We start from the raw sequence: 19,966 nt of genomic DNA, 5'->3' as shown, positions 1-19,966 counted from the left end.
CTATAAGAAGTCCCTTAAACTAAAGGGAAGCGTAGCACGAAAAGGAAAAAGGAGGTTTTCGCATTGCCGATTGTCACCGTTCAAATGCTAGAAGGAAGAACAGACGAGCAGAAAAGAGCTCTTGTAGAGAAAGTCACTGATGCTGTTGTTGAAACAACAGGCGCAGGTGCAGAAAAAGTCTCTGTCATTATTGAAGAAATGAAAAAAGAACACTATGCCGTAGCAGGAAAACGAATCAGCGACCTGTAAGCATAAAAAAAGGACAAGCACATAGGGTGTTTGTCCTTTTGTCTCTTATTTTATCTGTACCACGCTTTGTTACGGTTCACTTGATTTTTATGAGCCGCATCAAAGAAATCGACTGTGTAGGAATAATCATAATTCATTAAGCAGACAATGCCGCTGCCTTGAGGGTCATGCGGTAAGCCAAAGTTATGACCGTATTCATGCGTAGCCGCTTTTGCTGTATTCGCTGTTCCTTGATCAAGGTTGACGGCAAATGCACTTCCGCTCGGTGCACTATTGTATACATATGCGATTCCGCCCGCATCAAAGTTTGGATTTGCTGTAAATCCTGTGACAAAATCGTAACCTCTGCCATCAAAGCTGCGCTGAAGGTTTGACAAGATTTGCTCTGCATTTGATCCAGAAGATGTCCAAGATCCTACTGCTTGTACGACAAAGTCTACATCATGGTCACGGTTAAAGGTGACGTCCGCTTGCTCAATAATGCTGACAATCCGCGTCTGCCAGTCACTATATTTCGCACGATACTGCGCATCTGCTACAGCATAGACCGTTACTTTCTGACTGCCTGTACTTGCCTTTGTTGAAATAGAATCTCCTGTATTCGCCTTAAAGGTTCTAGAGCCTACCTGCTTACCAGACTCATCTAATACCTTTGTTTTCACATCTCGTTCAATTGGAGGTGCTTTCGTCAAATCTTTAAAATCGTTTGCCTTTGGCAACCCCTCACTAATATGTGTTTCGAACGGCGCATGACCATGATCATGCCCATGACCAGCACTCGCGACTGGTGCCGAAGCTGAACTTACTCCCGGTAACAAACTACCTACCAATAAAAATGACAAAAAGACTGAACGCTTTTTCATTCCTATCCCTCCTTTGATTTTTACAAGGTTATATATTCACTGAAAATTCACCATTTTCCTTCTATTCAGTCAAAAACAGGGAATTAGATACACAGAAAAAAGTCGAAATACGTCATATTCACTAATTTTTCGGATATTTCAGCACACATTTCATCGAAAAATAGCGCTTTTGGTCTGGGTCTTACAAAACAAAAAAAGCCCTAAATGCTGGGCTTTTGCGAAACTAGTTCAATTCCTTCAATTGATCAATATAAGCAAGCGCATCCTCAAATTCTTCGTCCGTATAGCGCTGCTTGCTTTTAATGGTGAAGACCTTTTCCTTTACCTCATCTTCTGGCAGGTCATCAAAGTATAAAATTGTGGAGACGAGCTCTAGGAAACGAGACGACTGCTCGTTCATCTGCTGCGTCAGTACTTTGAGGTCAGGCATGTCCACTTCACACTGATCGAGAAACTCTTTCCCATTGTCCGTCAGCGAATAGCGATATTGATAGTATCCGCCCTTTTTTTCCTTCATTTCGTCCAAGAATCCAAGGTTGCACAGCTCTTCAATTCTGAGCGTCAACTCCTCTGAATAGGGGCCATAAAAATGAAAATCGTATTTCTCGTAAAAAGGCAAATCTAGCTTTTTTGCTATGTAAATCATCTTTTGCAGCTTCTTCCGTCCAACGATTTCCCCTGATTCAGAGAATACCTTCATCAACTTTGCATGCTCTTTCAACAAATTCCCGACATCTCCTTTTTCAGTACTTCCTTATCCCAATCCAAGCAGCTTCATGATCGCCTTCTTTTCTTCAGCTTTTTCCGACATATCTACAATTAAGTCCATCGGGAAATAAAGTTTATGATCGGTTCTTCGTTTACCGGAAATGGCGTCAACAATATCTGACTGTCTCGACAGCTCTTTAATATGACCACTTTGCGTCAAAAGGTGGATCGGCAGTCTCTCTTCTTCCTCCCCTGGTCTGTAGAAGTCGTAGGGCAAGTCAGAGGAAGAGTCGACGACTAAATAATAGTCAGGATCAATGCCTGCCTCCTTGAACAAGGCGGTCAGCTTGAAATATTTCGTCATTTCTTCATTCGGATTAAACTCTGTATATTGGAACAATCGGCGGTTCATAAAACGGCGGCACAAATCAGCCAGCACGTGATCTTCTTCGTCTTCCCACGCCTGAAAATAAAATAAGACAATGGATTCATCCAGCTTAATATAGTCCTCTGTGGTGACATTCCCCTCAAAGATCGAATAAAAATGAACAGGGGCATGTGTGAAAATATAGCCCGTTTCATGCAGCTCTTTTGCACGATGGAGAATTTTCGTTAAAATGACTTCCGCACTGCGTGTCACTGGGTGGAAATAAACTTGCCAGTACATTTGATAGCGGCTCATAATATAATCCTCGACCGCATGCATCCCGCTCTGCTTCATCACAATCTGATCTTCTCTCGGACGCATCACGCGCAAAATACGTTCCATATCAAAATGGCCGTAGCTGACGCCTGTATAGTAGGCATCACGCTGCAAATAGTCCATACGGTCGGCATCAATTTGACTTGAGATCAAACTGACCACCTGTTTGTTTTGATACGTTTTGGCAATCACTTCTGCCACATGCTTCGGGAAATCATCACTAACCCGGCGAAGCACTTCATTGACTTCGGTTTGCCCTAAAATAATATCTCTTGTAAACGATTCATGGTCTAAGTGGAAGACCTTTTCAAAGGAATGAGAAAATGGACCATGTCCGAGGTCATGAAGCAAGGCTGCACTCAGTACAAGCTCGCGTTCTCCCTCATCCCATTCCGGCCGACCTTTGAATACATCATCCACAATCCGTCTCACAATCTCGTATACACCGAGTGAATAATTGAAACGGCTGTGTTCTGCACCATGAAACGTCAAGTAAGTGGTTCCTAGCTGTTTAATTCGTCGCAGGCGCTGAAATTCTCTTGTTCCTATTAAATCCCATATTAATGCGTCCCGTACGTGAACATAACGGTGCACAGGATCTTTAAATACCTTTTCCTCAGATAATTTCCCTTTTGGATACGCCATCGTTTCGTCCCTCTTTTTTTAAGACGTGTTTCTATTATATCGGGTAACTTTCCCCGAAAACATCCTTGAATTTGCTGGTGAATGTGTTCTCAAAGATTGCACGGACGTAAAAAGCCCGACCTGACAGGGACGGACCTCTTTTTAGGTCGACTGAACACATTCAGTGACATTTATTTAACTTTTTTTTGAACCTTTTCGAGTAACTCATCTTCTGTTGGTGCGGATAATGGGCGATTGTTTACAAACGCAAAAGCCTTTTTTCGTCCTGGACCACAATAGGATTGACAGCCAATCTCAATTTTTGCATCAGGGTCAACCGATTTGAGTCGAGGCAGCAACGTCTTTAGGTTCGTCGCATCACAATCGTCACATACGCGAAACTCATTAGCCATGGTCTTACGCTTCCTTTCAATGATGAACTTCATTCTATATGAAACAGTTGGAAAACCAAGAGTCATAATATACCACCCAACATTGTACATCGAAGCGGCTGGACTTGCAAGACGCTTTGCCGTCCCAATGACGCGCTTACATAAAAGCTAGTATTTTCCACTATCCTTTTAGCAAACTTGTATAAACCTTCTTGAACTTGGCTAATCTAATACCATCAAATCATATGGGGGTTTAAACACATGTCAAAACAAAGACAAGATGCATGGTCAGAGGAAAATGATCTCCTCCTGGCAGAAACCGTCTTACGTCACGTCAGAGAGGGCAGCACGCAGCTTAATGCGTTTGAAGAAGTAGGAGATAAACTGAACCGCACCTCAGCGGCATGCGGTTTTAGATGGAATGCTGTCGTCAGGCATCAATATGAAAAAGCGCTGGCACTTGCCAAAAAACAGCGAAAACAACGGATGCGCGCACTTGGCAATGGCCAGCCTGCGAAAAAACGATTACTTTATCAGCCGCAAGTAGAAGAAACGGTCACTCAAGAAGAATTCTCACAAGAATTGGAGCCAGCAAAGGAAGAAACATTTGCACCAGCTGCTGAAACAGCCGAACAGCTTCAGTTTGTGGATCAAAGCTACAATGAAGAGTTAGCTAGTTTATCACATTTATTGTCACAGGCTTCTCATGCCCCAAATACCGCAGAGAAAAAGCCGGAAGCAAATCCATTTAGGCAGCATCAAGAATTAACCATCGACGATATCATTGATTTCTTACGCCGTTATGAAGGCGATGGTCAGCAATCCACTGCCTTACGTATGGAAAACAGCCGCTTAAAACGAGAAAACAATGAGCTTTCTCATAAAGTCTCGCAGCTAGAAGCTGAAGTGAAAAAGCTTGAAAAGGATCAGCTCACAATTCAAGAAGATTATGAAACACTCGTCAAAATCATGAACCGTGCAAGAAAACTAGTTTTGTTTGAAGAGGACGATAGTGCCGCACCAACCTTTAAAATGGACCGAAACGGCAACCTCGAAAAAATGGCAGAATAACTAAAAGTGCTCCCCGCCTCGGGAAGCACTTTTTTAAATGCCCAAAAATAGCATCACACTAAAAAGGACATTGATCAAAAACACGAACATAAAAATATACCTGACCTGCCTTACCTGAAAATCACCAAACATAAAAATATAAAGACCTGCGATGCCAAGTGTCAGGACAGGCTGAAGAAATGGCACTAAAAGCGAAATGCCGTAGCCGGCTCCCATGAGGACAGGAAGCCATAGTAAATAGAGGTAACCGCCGTTTTTGGATTTCACCAGAACCCTTCCTTTCTTTTTACGAAAACACCTTTTCATTCCGCTCAATCATCCGCGTCATGTTTTTCTCAAATTCCAGTTGTTCTTCTGCGTTCAGTCCTGACGCTGTCAGCTGATCACTGAGCTTTTGAAGCTCTTCTAGTAAAAGACGCATAAGAAGCGCGCAATCAATTGGTTCTCCAGTTAATTCTGATAAAGACGCCATCGTATCAGGCTGTATATCAGGAAACACGGCCTTCACTTCTTGTCGTTTGTCCTTTAAGGCGGCGTTATAAAAACGACGGATCAAGTCGGCACGTTCCCGCCCGCTTCCATCTGCACACAAATAAATTTGCACAGCGACTCCACCGCGTAATCTACGCTGAGAAATGCCTGCAAATTTCTTTCCATTGATGCTTAGATCGTAGCTGCCCGGACAATAAGAGCCGACAATCTCATAAGCTTCAATGTCCACCTCATACTTAGACAGCATCCGGCGGACCAATTCCACCATCGCATCATACCCGCGGTCAATATCAATGCCCTTCTTTTGTTCTGCAAAGATTAATGACACATTCAAGACACCTTCATCCAGCACCACAGCAAGGCCGCCTGAATTGCGTACAATGACGCGATAGCCCTCTTCCTCAAGCAGTTTCACGCCATCTTGCAGAAATGGAAGTCTTGTATCCTGAATCCCAAGCACAATCGTATTGTGATGTACCCAAGAACGCGCTGTCGCTGGTGAGAGACCCTTCCCAACCGACGCACAAAGCGTATCATCCATCGCAAAGGATTGCTTCGGGTCCACATAAAGACCGAGGCTCGATTGATCTATGATTCGCCATTTCGGCTGTGTCAGTAACTCAATAGGTTCATTTTTCATGTCCTGCATATCCTCTCGTTCATAAACTGTGTTTATTATAACATGGGGGAGAATGAGAGAGAAAAAAGCTCTATGACAAGGAACGTCACAGAGTTTTTCAACTGGATGCTTTGGTTTTCTTGTTCTTCCTTTTTTCGATGAAATAAACAGCTGCAATCAAAACGACAGGAATCCCAACCACGAGGCATGCAGCGATCAATGTGTTCCACGGCAAATCGATCATCTCCTTAATAGACTAAACTTCTATGTAACAGCCCTCACTGACCCAACTCAACAAGTCTTCAGCCACCAATTCCGCATGCTGAGGGTCTATCACACCAGCATCGACAATCCACACTGTTTTCTCCTCTTCTTCCTCGCATAAGAAATACTTGCCCGCCGCCATCGTCACCAATGGCTACATAGCAGCTGGCATAATGATGAACTTCCCACGTTGCATTGCGTTCCACTATGTCCTCAGTTCCGTATAGAAGCAGGTCGCCTCCAATGGAACATCCATTTGATTGTTTTAGTAAGGTCTTATAGACATAGGGGAAAATCAAATTTAGTTCAGCTTCTGCCTCTTTGATATGTATCTCACTTGCTGGCTCTTTCATGTTCAGATTTTGGATTTGAAATAGATTGATCATTTTTGAAAGCCTCCTATATTTTAAGCAGCTAATTTTTTCATGACACTTTTATACATCCGAAGGAGCAACTTTAATATGAAATAGAAAATAGCCACATCGAGTATAAAACCTAACCACAGAAATTCAAAGGCATGATGTGAGTGTAGAACTAGCCAATCAATGGGGAAACCTCGATATTCGGCATCTGAGAATGAAACTCCTCTCATCAAAGCTGTCCCAATGACAAGAAGAAAACTGATACTTAATAGCCAGTTAAATGTTTTTTTGTTTTTGTGTTGTTTATGTTCCATATGCATTCCTTTCCCTGTTTTACTACCTACTACAAAACTTGATATTTCCTTATTCCTCTAGATATCAGACCTAATTTACCTTTTTCTAGAACAATAGACAGCAGTTCTATCTATGACAACAGTTCTTTATTTATTGCCATGCAAAGTGATATTATTCGCGTAAAGTAGTTGATTAAAATAAAGTAAAAAACCTTGAAAAGCAAGTCATAGCCATTCAAGGTCAATTGATTTTCACTATTTATTCCGATTAAGTCTAATCCTCAATTAAATCTAGATAATATTCATTATTATTGAGAAACTTTTTGAAAAAATCCTCTAACGATTCAGCTATTTGAGTATCAAAATAATATACTGGATTATTAACTAATTTTAAATCTAATGAAATATAAACACCTTCGTTTACTTCAAAAAAAATAAGTTTATTTTCATCATCAAAAAGTCCATCTAAATCTGGATCAAATTCAAAAACACCTTCTCTTAATCTAATATCTGCTACTGTCCCTGGTCCCATAATTCTATTTATTGAGTTAGCACTTTGACCTTTAATAAAACCATAGCCAATTTCTAAATATAATTGTCTTAAATCATTTGGAAAACTTATGTCCATTCTTTGTTCAGCTTTTAAAATGTCATCTTCAGATACCTTATAAGTTTTATTTTCTAGTTCATTAATAAATTTAAAATTAGCCATATGCTATTTTACCTCCTTGGAAATAGTTTACCTGATGGAGCTCCCTTTCCATGTATCCCTGATTGATGTTCGTTAGGATATTTAGCCGGATGAATATTCCACCACTCATGGGCGCCACCAAAGTTGTTCTCTATGATATGATGAGCATCATACGGTTGACCAACCCTCCGAGCAACCTCTCCATTCTTATCAAGTACTTCTTCTGTATATCTTGGCCACTTTTGTTTGGTTTTTTCTTCCCACTCTGCAATTAATTTATCTTTCAAGCTCGATGTAAATTTGCTTCTATGCTTAGCAGTCTCTTTTGGTGTCAATTTTTCATAGTTTTTGTTTCTTAAGGCTTCTTTAATAAGATGAATTTGATCTTTATTAACCTTACGTCCAGTTTTAGCCTCTATATCCCTAAGATAAGCTTTTGCTAAATCCTTATTAAGTTCACCCGCACCTTTAGCAGTCTTCTCAACCCTCTTTACCACATTCTTCCCTTGATCAATCTTAAAGACATATTTCCCGCCTTTAATGATTTTCATAAATGGGATGATAGAGGCTGCGGATAGGGCTTGATCTGTGCTACTAATATTTTCGCTAGTTTCTGGGTCTTTACCAGTAACCGCTCGGTATCCGTCATAGATGCCGCTGTATTCTAAAATGATGTTTTCGGCGGTTGAGACAACTTCACCGTCTAGTATGCGTTTGGCATTTCCGTGGCTGCGGCTTTCTGGGATGTTGTCGACTTCTTCTATTCTTACTTCGTCGTTTGCGATATACGTTCGAATGATTTGTTTATTGGCATAAACGGTGTATCTCCCGCCTATAAAATCAATGTCCGACGGATCTGTGATTACTTCATCAGCGATGTCGAATTCTTTTAGCTTTTTGATGCCTTTTACGTTATATAGTTTACCATTTACGACCCTGATGTCTCTAAGAATCTTACTTTTCCCGCTCACAACTTCTTTTTGTAATGTCGTAAGCCATGGATCGTTTGCTTTGACTTGCTTGTTGACGTTTCGGAGGGTGTCTCTATGAACCACCGTCCTCACATTTGCCTGTTCTTTCTCACCCAATTTCTTCAGCATGATCATCATCGGATTGTCTTTCGGGTTGTCTATTTTGTCATTCAATCCACTGATCGTGCTTCTTACTTTTTCTTCTTTTGTGTCTTTGAAAATAGATCCCTTTTGATAGCTGGTGATCTCGATTTTTGGGCCGGTGAACATGGTGCTTAAGGTGTTTATGTATTGTTTCATTGTTTGCAATGCACTTGTTGTTTCATTCATAGCACTTGTTTGTTCTCTGTCAAAGGCATGGAGCAGTCCAATGGTTCTGGATGTCTCAAGCCACGCTTTTTGATAGCTCTGTTGAAACGCAGACTCGTCTACATGAGGCAAGTGAACGATATGACTGACCCTGCCGATCGCCTGGCTTACATCTGATACGATGTCAGAAATCGCTCGCTCCGCTTTTTTTAAACCTGAATCAAGTTCGTGTTCAATAAATGTTTGTGAAATAAAACCGTGTTGATTTGATTCAAGGGCATGAAGTGCCTGCTTTGTTTTTTTGAGCGCAGAACTGTATTCCTCAATGACAACCTGAAAGAATTGCAAGAAAGGAATATGGCATTCTGTATAAAATGCTCGAATGGCTTGCCCTGCCTCTCCCTTTAGTGCATCATCAAGTGAGATGATGTGGTCGATTTGTTTTTCTAGTGAGCTGATGTTTTGTGATTGCTGCTTTAACGAATTCAGTGTTTGGTCAATTCCATTGATTAGCGCAAAGGCGTCAAGGGTTTTCATTCCGTTCTCCTTTATTTTCTTTTATGACTAGAAGCAAGCGATTTGTCCGTTTCAATCATGGTGCTCACGGCTTGTTCTGTTTGTACAAGCTGTTTCTGAAGTATCTCTATATAGGATGTACTTAGTTCATTCAATTGCTGGTTGATCTTTTCTATCTGTTCTGTGGTGGAGAGCTCATTTTTCCCTTTGATGGTTTTTGGAAGTGTTGAATGGACATGAGCGCCTGCTTGTTTTACATTTTTTAATGCTTTTTTCGCCTCACTGGCATCTATTTTAATTTCTTTGCTCATTTTATTTTCCTCGTTTTTCTTCCAGTTGTTTTTGCTTCTCTTTTTCTATCTTTCTTTCAACTGTATGAATATCACGTTCTAATGAATGGATATCTGCTGTCAAGTCATTGATTTTTTCATCAATTCGATTCAATAGATTGGTGAGCTGTGCATCCTTTATCTCTTGACTAACCGATTTCATCTCTTCCCTAAGGCTATCAAACGTATCTGCCAAGTGGCCAAACCATGTATGTGAAGTAAGGTCTGGACGCGTGATGTTCTTGCTCGCATCTGACAAGGCCATTTTTGCCTCTTTCACTTCTTTTCGACATATGCTCAGTTCGATGATTTGTTCTTTTTTTATGGATATGTCTGCCTTTAACGAATACAAGGCTGTTGTATAACCGATGATAGCTCCAGACATCGTCAAACACCTCTATTCCTCAAATAGTCCTCCGTTATGTTACCATTTCCTAGCACAAGAGGCATATGATTGAAAACGAATTCAACGAAAAATGAATCGTAGGTATTGGGTTTTTATACCTATTTCACACGCGCAAAAAAAGCTAGCTTCGTGTGAAAACGAAACTAGCTTTTTTGATCGTTACTATTATCGTGCTTGAACTGCTGTGATGAGCGCAAGGTTGTAAACGTCTTCGGCATTACAGCCTCTTGAAAGATCGTTTACTGGCTGGTTTAAGCCTTGTAAGATTGGACCTACAGCTTCAAAGTTACCTAAGCGCTGTGCAATTTTGTAGCCGATGTTTCCAGCTTCTAGGCTAGGGAAAACAAATACGCTCGCATCGCCTTTGATGACGGAATCTGGCGCTTTTTTCGCTGCTACTGAAGGAACGAAAGCTGCATCGAATTGGAATTCTCCATCAAGTACAAGCTCAGGTGCCTTTTCTTTTGCAATACGAACTGCTTCAGATACTTTTTCTGTTTCGTCTGATTTTGCTGAGCCTTTTGTAGAGAAGCTAAGCATTGCCACACGTGGTTCGATGTCGAACATTTTGGCTGTGTTTGCACTTTCGATCGCAATTTCAGCTAGATCTTGGCTGTCTGGTGCAATGTTGATCGCACAATCAGCAAACACATATTGCTCTTCGCCGCGAGCCATGATGAAGACGCCAGATGTTTTCTTTACGCCTTCTTTTGTTTTAATGATTTGAAGTGCTGGGCGCACTGTGTCAGCAGTTGAGTGTGCTGCACCGCTCACAAGTCCGTCTGCAAGACCTTTATATACAAGCATTGTACCGAAGTAGTTTTCATCTAGTAATGCTTTTCTTGCCTGCTCTTCTGTTGCTTTGCCTTTACGTCTTTCTACGAAAGCTTGTACAAGCTCTTCAAAACCTTCATATGTATGAGGATCATACACGTCGACACCATCAAGTGTAAGACCTAATTCTTTTGCTTTTGCTTCAACTTCTTGTTTTTTACCTACAACAATTGGCTGCAATACTTTGCCATCTGCTAGTTTTTGAACGGCTGTTAGAATGCGTTCGTCCATTCCCTCAGGAAAAACGATCTTTACTCCTTTACCTGCAACCTTTTCCTGAACTGTTGAAAAAATATCTGCCACTTATATACCCTCCTTGATTTTACAAAAAAAGCGTTCTCTTTTAAGCATACTCTTCTTCTACATAAATTCAAACTACCAACTTACATTATAGCGCTTACAAATTAAATTCTTATTTTTCAAACTAATTTAATCAATTTCCATAAAAGCTGTTTTCGTCGTTCAAGTTTTGATCACATCTTCATTTGGACAAACTATGTTATAGTTGGAACAGATGGAAAACTGTAAATAGGAGTGAAATAAATGAGCGAACAACATACAACCAATGAAGCAGCTCAAACACTAGACGGCTGGTATGCACTGCATGATTTTAGAACCTTTGACTGGACAGCTTGGAAGCTGCTGACAAGTGATGAGCGCCAAGCGATTCTTCATGAGTTCACAGGTCTATTAGAAAAATGGAAAACAGCTGAGCACGATAAGGCTGGAAGCCAAACAATCTATAGTATTGTCGGCCAAAAAGCAGATATTATGCTCATGATTTTGCGTCCAACCATGGAAGAACTGGGTGAAATTGAACTTGAATTCAATAAAACACGACTAGCAGAGTTTACAATCCCAGCTTATTCGTACGTTTCAGTTGTGGAACTCAGCAACTACTTAGCTGGAGGCGGAGATGGCGGAGATCCTTACGAGAACCCGCATGTACGTGCGCGTCTATACCCAGAGCTCCCTTCTTCTCAATACGTGTGCTTCTATCCAATGGATAAAAGACGTTCTGGCAATGACAACTGGTACATGCTCTCCATGGATGAGCGTAAATCACTCATGAGAAGCCACGGCTTAATTGGCCGCAGTTATGCTGGGAAAGTAAAGCAGATCATTACAGGCTCCGTCGGTTTTGATGATTATGAGTGGGGCGTCACTCTTTTCGCTGACGATGTGCTTCAATTTAAAAAATTGGTTTATGAAATGCGCTTTGATGAAGTCAGTGCACGCTACGGCGAATTTGGTTCCTTCTTTGTCGGAAACCGATTAGCAAACGAGCAGCTGGCGTCTTATTTCCATGTATGATAAACTCTTAAGGCTTCGGAACTTTCCGAAGCTTTTTTTATGTATTTGTTTAGAAAAGGTGATCACATCATGAAAAACTTCCCCATCGCTATTTTTGCTTTAACGCTCGGTGCGTTTTCGATTGGCATGACTGAATTTGTCATTATGGGACTTTTGCCAAACGTCGCAAACGACCTTCATGTATCCATCTCTGCTTCAGGGCAGCTGATTACTGGATATGCACTTGGTGTCGCAGTTGGCGGACCTATTTTAACATTATCAACTGGGAAAATGTCGAGGAAACGTCTTCTCATTCTATTAATGATCCTGTTCGTGGCGGGAAATGCTGTTGCCGCTGTATCGACCACTTACGGTCTATTAATGGCCGCACGTATTTTGACGTCATTTGCTCATGGAACCTTCTTTGGCGTCGGAGCCATAATGGCTGCGCGGCTTGTGCCTAAGGAGAAAAGTGCAAGTGCGATCAGCTTCATGTTTACAGGACTGACGGTCGCCAATGTACTGGGTGTGCCGTTTGGTACCTTCATCGGAAATCAATTCGGCTGGCGTATGTCGTTTCTTGTTATTGCCGTCATTGGGCTCATTTCCTTAATCGGTATCATCAGCTTAGTACCCAATCAATCGAAGGAAGAAGTACTGGATATTCGAAATGAAGTGTCTGTTTTGAAAAAGCCACAGGTACTCGTTTCTTTTGCAATGACGATCTTTGGTTTTGCAGGTGTGTTTACCGCCTTTACGTATATCAGCCCGATCCTGCTGCAAGTGACTGGTTTTCAGGAAAATGGGGTGACGCTCATCCTTGTTCTCTTCGGGCTTGGGGTGACCATCGGGAATTTAGTTGGCGGAAAGCTTGCCGATTGGAAGCTGATGCCGAGTATTATGGTGACACTGATCCTGCTGATGGCTGTCCTGTTATTGTTTACAATCACTTCCGAATTCAAAGTACCTGCTGTGCTGACCATTTTTGTTTGGGGAATCATTTCATTTATTCTTGTTCCTACCTTGCAATACCGCACGATGAACATGGCACATGAAGCACCGACACTCGCATCGACGCTTAGTCATTCTGCCTTTAATATTGGGAATGCTGGCGGTGCAGCGCTTGACAGTCTTGCAGCTTGTTCCGTTATTTGCTGCAGCTGTAACCTTCATTGGGCTCATCATTACGATTATGAGCTATCAGTCAGATAGACGAACAAAAAGGACCTGAGTCAGGTCCTTTTTTATTTCATCACGGTCATTTCTGGCTCTTCTATTTGTTTCACACGTTCCTGAACTGGATGGGAAAAGGAGTGCTCGGATAAGACGATATGAGATACGGTTTTTGTAAACCCAGACACTGCCTGAATAAAGGCTTCAATTTCTTCAAGAGAAGCGACTGACAGCTTAATGAAAAAGCATGACTGTCCTGCCACTCGATAAGCAAAAAAAGCGCGTGGGTGCTGATTCATAAAAGCCACAAAACGTTGATACTCCCCGTTTAGCACTGTGACTTCCAGCAGGCAGTCAATCATAAGCCCTAATTTTTTATAGTTAACCTGAACCGAATACCCTTCAATAATTCCTGCATCCTCTAATTTACGTACTCTTTCTGCTACCGCAGGTGCGGATAAGTTGACTCGTTTGGACAATTCCCTCATAGACAAGCGGGCATCTTCTTTCAATTCATTTAAAATATGCACATCAACATCGGTGATTTTCATTCGTACCTCTCCTATCCGAAAGTCGTTCCATTTGAAAAGTATTTTATGATAATACTTATGATTCGAAATGTAAAATAAAACTAAATAATGGTAGAATTTATTTTAACGGAATTGAATGAAAAAGCAAGTATGGAGGGATCACCTGATGAAAGAATCTTTAGACAGCAAGGCTTCTAAAACGTTTCCCATCACACTTGCCATCGCGCTCACACTTGGCGTCTTTGCGGCGGGATCGGAAGAACTGGTGATTTCACCACTGCTGCCTGATTTATCAAACTCCTTTCAGCACTCTCTTGATATTCTCGCCCTTTCCATCAGCATTTATGGGTTAGCTGTGCTGGTTGGAGCCCCGCTGCTTGTTCCTTTAGGGGACCGGTATTCAAGGGAACTGTGTTTGATCATCGGGCTTTCTTTCTTTTTGATTGGAACCGTGATGTGTGCGGCTGCCCCGAATTTGGCAGTGTTTTTTGCTGGCCGTGCCATTTCTGGGCTGGCGACCGGTGTATTTGTGCCAACAGCCTATGCTCTTGTAGGCGACCGGGTTCCTTACGAATATCGAGGCAAAGTGATGGGGCTCATTGTGTCGAGCTGGTCTCTTTCTCTTGTCCTTGGTGTACCAATTGGCGCCTTCATCGGGCAGAGTTTAAACTGGCGATGGACCTTTTGGATTTTCGCCATCATGAGTCTCATTGTCCTGCTGCTCGTCATCCTTGAATCTCGTAAACAAACCGCCACAGCGAATACAGGAGCACCTCAAGCTAGGGAGAAAGCTGGCTCTATATGGGGCGCTTTGAAAATTGATCGTGTCCCCGCCTATTTGACCGTGACATTTTGTAATATGCTAGGATTTTATGGCATGTACTCGTTCTTAGGAGCTTATCTGCAAAGTCTGTTTTCTGGAGGGCAATCGACGGCAGGACTTCTGATCATGGCTTACGGCGTCGGTTTTTCCATGAGTGTATTTACAGGGAAATTAGCAGACTGGTTTGGCAAAACACGTTCTCTTTTCTTTGTGCTGGGCGGCATTACGCTCGTTCTCGCCTTACTTCCTTATGCACCTTTCTCATGGACATTGCTGATTTTCGCCCTATTTATTTGGGGTGCCATGCAAAGTTTATCTGTCACGCTTTTGAGCACTGTCCTAAGCGACTGCTCCCAAACCCACCGAGGCAAAGTGATGGCTTTTTACAGCCTTGCGTCCAATCTTGCCGTTATGCTTGGTTCCGCTCTTATGGGACCTGTCTATGTCCATTTCGGCTATCATACGGTAGGGCTTGTATGTGCACTCATTACGCTTGTTGGTTTTCTCATTAGCTTCGCCAGCTATAAACGTGAACGAACCTTACAGCAGAAACATAAAAACACATTTGAAACGTAAGCTCAATTCACTGCACATCTAGGTATGTGCAGTTTTTTAGATCAATTTTTAATATCATCATAAAATACATTTTTTATAAATTTTGTTGACAATTGCCAATTTTATTTTTTATAATCTAGTAAAAATTTGAAAAAGATTGGATGGTAAACATGATCTTAAAGAATGATGTTTTTCATTTCAAAGAAGAGCCCATCGTTTCACCTAAGATGTTTACAGTCAATACACTAGGCCCTGAGGGGACAAGCAGTGAATATGCAGCAAAACATTTCATCTCTCATTCCACCACTACACTCGGCACTCATACGAAACTATCCCTTTACGACACGTTCGAAACTTGCATTGAACATACTCTCTCTAACGCACTCCAATACACTCTCGTTCCACACGCATACGAAGGAATCAAACACTTCTACATGAGACCTGACCTGCAGCTTTTACAAATTTTCAGATGTGACACACCCATGTATGGTTTGGCTGTCAGACCAGATTTCCCATTTCAAGAACAAATGCTCCACCATTTAAAAATTGTCTCTCACCCTGCACCTGTCAATTTGATTCAATATTTCATTCACCAAAATGCTGAATTTGAGCTAGTCAATTCTACAAGTACTGCCGCAAAAAAAGTAAGAGACGGCGAATTTGATTTCGCTTTAACTAATGAGGTAGCCAGAGCCACATACGGCCTCACCTTCATTCGAACGTTTAAAAGCATCCCAATGAGCTGGTCCATATTCGGAAAAGGAGAGATATAATATGCAAACTGAACAAAAGACGCAAGAACGATATTTTCCTCAAGCCAAAAAAGTAGAATGGGAGAATGGTGTCACACAATATTCCACGGTCAGAGGTGATACGGAAGTGTTAATTTCATACGTCCCTCCTCACACGATCATAGAACCTCACGAGCATCCCGAAGCACAAATCGGCATCGTATTAAAAGGCGAGCTTCAAATGACGGTCGGCCCATCGACCCAATTGCTCACCCCTTTAGAATCAGCCTATATCGCACCACCTTTTGTCCCTCACGGCGCATCTAACCTGACAGATGAGGAAGCGATCGCCATTGATATTAAGAGATTAAAAGATGGCGAGGAATATACGGCTCCTCCTACTTATTTCTTAGATATTTTCAAAACACGGGATTTACTCCCTGGCATGGAAGTCACCTTTTTTGTTGAGGATTGGATGGAGCTCATGATTGCCAACATTCCTGGAAATGGCGGTGAAATGCCTTTTCATAAACACCGCAATGAACAAATCGGCATTTGCATCAGTGGAGGTTATGATATGACCATTGAAGGCTTTACAGAGAAAATGGAATTTGGCACCACTTATTTCTGTGATCCAAAGGAAGATCATGGTGCGATAAATCCAAAGCCGGAAGCATCAAAGTCTATTAATCTCTTCTTCCCTCCCCGCTATAATCGGTTGAAGCCAAAAGCGTCTAAGGTGAAGAAATGAACCTCGACGGAAAAGTCGTCCTGATTACAGGAGGTGCATCAGGGATTGGGCTTGCCGCAGTCAAGCTTTTCCTTGAGCATGGAGCAAAAGTAGCAGTGGCTGATATCAATGAACAGAGCGGCAAACAACTCGTCGAATCATTGCCGCACGAGCATCTTGCGTTTTTCAAAACAGATATTACGAATGAGTCTGACTGTCAAAAAACCGTTCAGTTCGTGCTGAACCGTTTTGGAACAATTGATGTTTTGATTAACAATGCAGGCATCGAAATTGTCTCCCCCGTTCACGAGATGACGCTGGAGGATTGGAACCACATTTTACAGGTCAACCTGACGGGTGTATTTCTTATGAGTAAGCATGCATTGCCGCATATGCTTGAAAAGAAAAGCGGAAGTATTATCAATACAGGATCTGTCGGGGGTCTTGTCGGCTGGCCTGACATCCCTGCATATAACGCAACAAAGGGCGGTGTCATCCAGCTAACCAAATCCATGGCGGTCGACTATGCCGCCCATCAAATCAGGGTGAACTGTATCGCCCCGGGCATTATTGATACGCCATTAAATGAAAAATCCTTTTTAGACAATCATTCAGAAAGTCTTGAGGTTGTCAAAAAAGAAAAAGCAAAGGTGAACCCATTACTTCGTCTCGGAAAACCCGAAGAAATTGCGGGCGTCATGCTGTTTCTCGCCTCTGATCTATCCAGTTATATGACTGGAAGTGTTGTCACAGCAGATGGCGGTTACACCGCTAGATAAAAAGGAGTGCTTTCATTGAGTAAAAAAACCGTACTTGTCATTGCTGATCTGGGAGGATGCCCGCCCCATATGTTTTACGAAAGCGTGGCTGCATCGTATCATATCGTTTCTTATATCCCGAGACCCTTTGCTATTACAAAGGGACACGCTGAGCTAATCGAAAAATACTCCATTGCCGTCATCAAAGATCGAGATTATTTTGACACAAACCCTTCTTTTGAACACCCAGATTCTATTTACTGGGCACATGACGATTATCTGAAATCCGAGGAAGAGGTGGTGGACGACCTAGTTCGTGTGGCTTCCTTTTTCAAAGCGGATGCGATCACCACCAATAATGAATTATTCATTGCACCAATGGCAAAAGCAGCTGAGCGTCTTGGACTGCGCGGCGCTGGGGTAAAGGCAGCTGAATTAGCGCGTGATAAAAGTCAAATGAGGGCTGCATTCAACGCGGCTGGGGTCAAAGCAGTAAAAACTCAGCCTGTCACTACTTTAGCTGATTTCCAGCAAGCCATTGAACATATCGGGACACCGCTTATTTTAAAGCCTACATACTTAGCAAGCTCCATTGGCGTGACCCTTTTTCATGACCGAGCCGGCAGTGATGATCTCTTTTTAAACGTACAATCCTATTTGCAAACCATTCCCGTTCCAAACGCTGTGACGTATGAAGCTCCGTTTGTCGCTGAAACATACTTAGAGGGTGCTTACGAGGATTGGTATCAAGAGGACGGCTACGCTGATTATGTCAGTGTTGAAGGGTTAGTCGTTGAGGGTGAATATATCCCTTTTGTCATTCATGATAAGACCCCTCAAATCGGTTTTACAGAAACGGCTCATATTACTCCGTCGATCCTAGACAATGAAGCCCAGCAACTCATCATTGAGGCAGCAAAGAAGGCAAATGAAGGGCTAGGTCTTGAAAACTGTGCCACTCATACAGAAATCAAGCTTATGAAAAATCGAGAAACCGGATTAATCGAATCAGCAGCTAGATTTGCTGGCTGGAATATGATTCCGAATATCAAAAAGGTCTTTGGGGTAGATATGGCCAAGCTGTTGATTGATGTATTAGTCGATGGAAAAAAGGCTGATTTGCCAAAAGAACTGCTTTCTGGACATACGCATTATTTAGCAGACTGTCATTTATACCCTCAGCATTTCAAAGAGAGCGGACACATTCCGCCTGAGGTCACACATATCACCATTGATCATGTTCATATTCCGCAGGACACTTTAGTTGGAGATACTGTCATCATCAGTGAATCCGTCCCACCTAAAGGAACCTTTGTGGATCTATCTTTATTCGAAGCATTTAATGGCATCGTGTCTCTTGAATTAAAAGGGTCGTCTTCTCAGGATGTTGCCGCATCCATCCGTAACATTCAGAAGCAGGCAACCATTCAGTTAATGGATGAACTAGTGAAGGGATAGAAAGAGAGGGTAACGTGGTGAAGATCTTACCATCTAACATGATTGAACGGCTGCCAGAACAAAAATTTGGAACCGTATTTGAGAAAATTGCACATAAAACACAAAACGGAGCGAACATTGTGAACCTTGGTCAGGGAAATCCCGATCTTCCTACTCCTGCCCATATTGTGAGTGCCCTTCAAGAGGCAGCAGGCACTTTGCAATTTCAGCAATATGCTCCTTTTAGAGGCTTTGACTTTTTCAAGCAAGCCATTGCAGATTTCTACAGAAAGGAATTCGGCATTGAGGTTGACCCGCAGAAGGAGATTGCCCTTTTCAATGGAGGGAAAACAGGCCTTTATGTGATGAGTCAGTGCCTGCTTGATCCAGGGGACATTGCCCTCGTCCCCGATCCTGGATACCCAGAATATCATTCAGGCATCTTGATGGCGGACGCAAAGCCATACTGCATCCGACTGGAAGAGGAAAATGGCTATTTGCCGAATTTCCCGTCAATTGATCCAGACGTGTTAAAAAAGGCAAAGGTTCTTTTCTTAAATTATCCGAATAACCCTACAGGTGCTGTGGCAAGTGAAGCATTTTTTGAAGAGGCTGCGGAATTTGCCTCAGCTCACGGTCTGCATGTGATTCATGATTTTGCCTATGGTTCATTTCATTATGAGCAAAAACCAGTAAGCTTTCTAAAGGCACCTCTTGGAAAAAAAGTAGGCGTGGAATTATATTCTTTATCCAAAACATTCAATATGGCAGGATGGAGAGTCGCTTTTGCTGTAGGGAATGAGGACATCATTCATGCCATAAACGCCTTCCAAGATCATGTGTTTGTCAGTATGTATGGCGGATTTCAACAAGCCGCCACCATTGCCTTACAAAGTGATGACTGTCATATTCAATCCTTGAAAGAAGTCTACCTTGAACGAATGAATTTCTTCATCCGTCAAGCGGAGAAGCAGCTTGGCTGGACCATTGAACGTCCAGCCGGCGCCTTTTATTTATGGGCTTCGATCCCTGATGATTTCGAGGATTCTCATGCTTTTGCCGACTATTTACTCGAGCATGCAGATGTCGTCGTGACGCCTGGGGGTGTATTTGGAGCACATGGAAGACGTCATGTCCGCATCTCAATGGTGGCGCCAATTGAACAGCTTGCCCTTTTTATCGATCGGCTCCATATACTGCCGATTCGCTTTCATCAAAAAACCCGCATATAGCGGGTTTT

At 42.3% G+C, this 19,966-nt stretch carries 24 protein-coding genes; 10 read left to right on the top strand and 14 right to left on the bottom strand.

The genetic code is table 11. The annotated features are described in order from the left end of the window. Positions 1–63 precede the first annotated feature (63 nt). On the top strand, positions 64–249 hold the full coding sequence (locus C6Y06_RS01630) for a 2-hydroxymuconate tautomerase (RefSeq protein WP_012011601.1): 186 nt from the start codon (positions 64–66) through the stop codon (positions 247–249). A gap of 50 nt (positions 250–299) precedes the next feature. Here C6Y06_RS01630 and C6Y06_RS01625 read toward each other — a convergent pair whose 3' ends face one another. The 4 genes from C6Y06_RS01625 to C6Y06_RS01610 form a co-directional block, all read right to left on the bottom strand. Further along, the gene (locus C6Y06_RS01625; RefSeq protein ID WP_060597512.1) at positions 300–1,112 is read right to left on the bottom strand and encodes a zinc-dependent metalloprotease; all 813 of its coding nucleotides are present in this window, start codon (positions 1,110–1,112) and stop codon (positions 300–302) included. 223 nt (positions 1,113–1,335) lie between these two features. After that, positions 1,336–1,836, bottom strand: a complete 501-nt coding sequence (locus C6Y06_RS01620; RefSeq protein ID WP_012011603.1) for a YwgA family protein — start codon at positions 1,834–1,836, stop codon at positions 1,336–1,338. 30 nt (positions 1,837–1,866) lie between these two features. Then, positions 1,867–3,168 (bottom strand): HD domain-containing protein, encoded by a 1,302-nt coding sequence (locus C6Y06_RS01615; RefSeq protein WP_106036430.1) that lies wholly within the window; start codon positions 3,166–3,168, stop codon positions 1,867–1,869. A gap of 170 nt (positions 3,169–3,338) precedes the next feature. After that, positions 3,339–3,560, bottom strand: a complete 222-nt coding sequence (locus tag C6Y06_RS01610; RefSeq protein WP_003215259.1) for a YuzB family protein — start codon at positions 3,558–3,560, stop codon at positions 3,339–3,341. Between the two features lie 240 nt (positions 3,561–3,800). On the opposite strand from C6Y06_RS01610, the gene C6Y06_RS01605 reads away from it, so the two are divergent. Beyond that, positions 3,801–4,610, top strand: a complete 810-nt coding sequence (locus C6Y06_RS01605) for an RsfA family transcriptional regulator (RefSeq protein WP_106036429.1) — start codon at positions 3,801–3,803, stop codon at positions 4,608–4,610. 33 nt (positions 4,611–4,643) lie between these two features. On the opposite strand, the gene C6Y06_RS01600 is transcribed toward C6Y06_RS01605, so the two are convergent. The 9 genes from C6Y06_RS01600 to pta form a co-directional block, all read right to left on the bottom strand. Beyond that, a complete protein-coding gene (locus tag C6Y06_RS01600; RefSeq protein WP_048237691.1) occupies positions 4,644–4,877 on the bottom strand; it encodes a DUF5970 family protein in 234 nt (77 codons plus the stop codon). Between the two features lie 19 nt (positions 4,878–4,896). Continuing rightward, positions 4,897–5,742, bottom strand: a complete 846-nt coding sequence (lipL, locus tag C6Y06_RS01595; protein ID WP_106036428.1) for an octanoyl-[GcvH]:protein N-octanoyltransferase — start codon at positions 5,740–5,742, stop codon at positions 4,897–4,899. A gap of 281 nt (positions 5,743–6,023) precedes the next feature. Beyond that, a complete protein-coding gene (locus tag C6Y06_RS01590; RefSeq protein WP_317615035.1) occupies positions 6,024–6,371 on the bottom strand; it encodes an SMI1/KNR4 family protein in 348 nt (115 codons plus the stop codon). A gap of 20 nt (positions 6,372–6,391) precedes the next feature. After that, on the bottom strand, positions 6,392–6,661 hold the full coding sequence (locus C6Y06_RS01585) for a hypothetical protein (RefSeq protein ID WP_066031593.1): 270 nt from the start codon (positions 6,659–6,661) through the stop codon (positions 6,392–6,394). Between the two features lie 253 nt (positions 6,662–6,914). Further along, positions 6,915–7,352, bottom strand: a complete 438-nt coding sequence (locus C6Y06_RS01580) for an SMI1/KNR4 family protein (RefSeq protein ID WP_060597516.1) — start codon at positions 7,350–7,352, stop codon at positions 6,915–6,917. Between the two features lie 8 nt (positions 7,353–7,360). Further along, positions 7,361–9,148: a T7SS effector LXG polymorphic toxin gene (locus C6Y06_RS01575; RefSeq protein ID WP_106036427.1), complete on the bottom strand. Its 1,788-nt coding sequence runs from the start codon at positions 9,146–9,148 to the stop codon at positions 7,361–7,363. Between the two features lie 11 nt (positions 9,149–9,159). Further along, positions 9,160–9,438, bottom strand: a complete 279-nt coding sequence (locus C6Y06_RS01570) for a YwqI/YxiC family protein (protein WP_095285665.1) — start codon at positions 9,436–9,438, stop codon at positions 9,160–9,162. 1 nt (position 9,439) lies between these two features. Further along, a complete protein-coding gene (locus tag C6Y06_RS01565; protein WP_106036426.1) occupies positions 9,440–9,841 on the bottom strand; it encodes a YwqH-like family protein in 402 nt (133 codons plus the stop codon). Positions 9,842–10,027: 186 nt separating this feature from the next. After that, on the bottom strand, positions 10,028–10,999 hold the full coding sequence (gene pta / locus C6Y06_RS01560) for a phosphate acetyltransferase (protein ID WP_106036425.1): 972 nt from the start codon (positions 10,997–10,999) through the stop codon (positions 10,028–10,030). A 240-nt stretch (positions 11,000–11,239) separates the two neighbouring features. Between pta and hemQ the strand changes: the two genes are divergently transcribed. Together hemQ and C6Y06_RS01550 are read left to right on the top strand one after the other, a co-directional pair. Beyond that, positions 11,240–12,010, top strand: a complete 771-nt coding sequence (gene hemQ / locus C6Y06_RS01555; protein ID WP_034660358.1) for a hydrogen peroxide-dependent heme synthase — start codon at positions 11,240–11,242, stop codon at positions 12,008–12,010. Between the two features lie 69 nt (positions 12,011–12,079). Further along, positions 12,080–13,201 (top strand): MFS transporter, encoded by a 1,122-nt coding sequence (locus C6Y06_RS01550; RefSeq protein ID WP_223251421.1) that lies wholly within the window; start codon positions 12,080–12,082, stop codon positions 13,199–13,201. 32 nt (positions 13,202–13,233) lie between these two features. Here C6Y06_RS01550 and C6Y06_RS01545 read toward each other — a convergent pair whose 3' ends face one another. After that, positions 13,234–13,713 carry an Lrp/AsnC family transcriptional regulator gene (locus C6Y06_RS01545; protein WP_041816025.1) on the bottom strand — a complete coding sequence of 160 codons (480 nt, stop codon included), beginning with the start codon at positions 13,711–13,713 and terminating at the stop codon, positions 13,234–13,236. 145 nt (positions 13,714–13,858) lie between these two features. Here C6Y06_RS01545 and C6Y06_RS01540 point away from each other — a divergent pair, with 145 nt between their 5' ends. The 6 genes from C6Y06_RS01540 (at position 13,859) to C6Y06_RS01515 (ending at position 19,958) form a co-directional block, all read left to right on the top strand. Then, positions 13,859–15,091, top strand: a complete 1,233-nt coding sequence (locus tag C6Y06_RS01540) for an MFS transporter (protein WP_060597520.1) — start codon at positions 13,859–13,861, stop codon at positions 15,089–15,091. A gap of 149 nt (positions 15,092–15,240) precedes the next feature. After that, on the top strand, positions 15,241–15,843 hold the full coding sequence (locus C6Y06_RS01535; RefSeq protein ID WP_060597521.1) for a type 2 periplasmic-binding domain-containing protein: 603 nt from the start codon (positions 15,241–15,243) through the stop codon (positions 15,841–15,843). Position 15,844: 1 nt separating this feature from the next. Beyond that, positions 15,845–16,552, top strand: coding sequence for a 3-((4R)-4-hydroxycyclohexa-1,5-dien-1-yl)-2-oxopropanoate isomerase (gene bacB, locus C6Y06_RS01530; protein WP_060597522.1), 708 nt, complete (start codon positions 15,845–15,847; stop codon positions 16,550–16,552). Next, positions 16,549–17,310: an SDR family NAD(P)-dependent oxidoreductase gene (locus C6Y06_RS01525; RefSeq protein ID WP_060597523.1), complete on the top strand. Its 762-nt coding sequence runs from the start codon at positions 16,549–16,551 to the stop codon at positions 17,308–17,310. Before bacB ends, C6Y06_RS01525 begins: the two co-directional genes overlap by 4 nt. Before the next feature lie 15 nt (positions 17,311–17,325). After that, positions 17,326–18,747, top strand: coding sequence for an alanine--anticapsin ligase (gene bacD, locus C6Y06_RS01520; RefSeq protein ID WP_060597524.1), 1,422 nt, complete (start codon positions 17,326–17,328; stop codon positions 18,745–18,747). 17 nt (positions 18,748–18,764) lie between these two features. Beyond that, entirely contained in the window at positions 18,765–19,958 is a 1,194-nt protein-coding gene (locus C6Y06_RS01515) for an aminotransferase class I/II-fold pyridoxal phosphate-dependent enzyme (RefSeq protein ID WP_189288288.1), read from the top strand. Positions 19,959–19,966: the final 8 nt, after the last annotated feature.

The organism is Bacillus sp. MZGC1 (assembly GCF_002998605.1).
GTDB lineage: Bacteria > Bacillota > Bacilli > Bacillales > Bacillaceae > Bacillus.
The sequence above is the reverse complement of the archived record's forward strand: the minus strand, read 5'-3'. Positions and strand labels throughout refer to the sequence as shown.

Coding starts and splice junctions, on each gene's coding strand:
- C6Y06_RS01580 (WP_060597516.1), bottom strand. CDS start 7,352: ATGGCTAATTTTAAATTTATTAATGAACTAGAAAATAAAACTTATAAG.
- C6Y06_RS01625 (WP_060597512.1), bottom strand. CDS start 1,112: ATGAAAAAGCGTTCAGTCTTTTTGTCATTTTTATTGGTAGGTAGTTTG.
- C6Y06_RS01610 (WP_003215259.1), bottom strand. CDS start 3,560: ATGGCTAATGAGTTTCGCGTATGTGACGATTGTGATGCGACGAACCTA.
- C6Y06_RS01605 (WP_106036429.1), top strand. CDS start 3,801: ATGTCAAAACAAAGACAAGATGCATGGTCAGAGGAAAATGATCTCCTC.
- C6Y06_RS01545 (WP_041816025.1), bottom strand. CDS start 13,713: ATGAAAATCACCGATGTTGATGTGCATATTTTAAATGAATTGAAAGAA.
- C6Y06_RS01565 (WP_106036426.1), bottom strand. CDS start 9,841: ATGTCTGGAGCTATCATCGGTTATACAACAGCCTTGTATTCGTTAAAG.
- C6Y06_RS01550 (WP_223251421.1), top strand. CDS start 12,080: ATGAAAAACTTCCCCATCGCTATTTTTGCTTTAACGCTCGGTGCGTTT.
- C6Y06_RS01570 (WP_095285665.1), bottom strand. CDS start 9,438: ATGAGCAAAGAAATTAAAATAGATGCCAGTGAGGCGAAAAAAGCATTA.
- hemQ (WP_034660358.1), top strand. CDS start 11,240: ATGAGCGAACAACATACAACCAATGAAGCAGCTCAAACACTAGACGGC.
- bacB (WP_060597522.1), top strand. CDS start 15,845: ATGCAAACTGAACAAAAGACGCAAGAACGATATTTTCCTCAAGCCAAA.
- C6Y06_RS01615 (WP_106036430.1), bottom strand. CDS start 3,168: ATGGCGTATCCAAAAGGGAAATTATCTGAGGAAAAGGTATTTAAAGAT.
- C6Y06_RS01590 (WP_317615035.1), bottom strand. CDS start 6,371: ATGATCAATCTATTTCAAATCCAAAATCTGAACATGAAAGAGCCAGCA.
- C6Y06_RS01540 (WP_060597520.1), top strand. CDS start 13,859: ATGAAAGAATCTTTAGACAGCAAGGCTTCTAAAACGTTTCCCATCACA.
- C6Y06_RS01535 (WP_060597521.1), top strand. CDS start 15,241: ATGATCTTAAAGAATGATGTTTTTCATTTCAAAGAAGAGCCCATCGTT.
- C6Y06_RS01525 (WP_060597523.1), top strand. CDS start 16,549: ATGAACCTCGACGGAAAAGTCGTCCTGATTACAGGAGGTGCATCAGGG.
- C6Y06_RS01575 (WP_106036427.1), bottom strand. CDS start 9,148: ATGAAAACCCTTGACGCCTTTGCGCTAATCAATGGAATTGACCAAACA.
- lipL (WP_106036428.1), bottom strand. CDS start 5,742: ATGAAAAATGAACCTATTGAGTTACTGACACAGCCGAAATGGCGAATC.
- C6Y06_RS01585 (WP_066031593.1), bottom strand. CDS start 6,661: ATGGAACATAAACAACACAAAAACAAAAAAACATTTAACTGGCTATTA.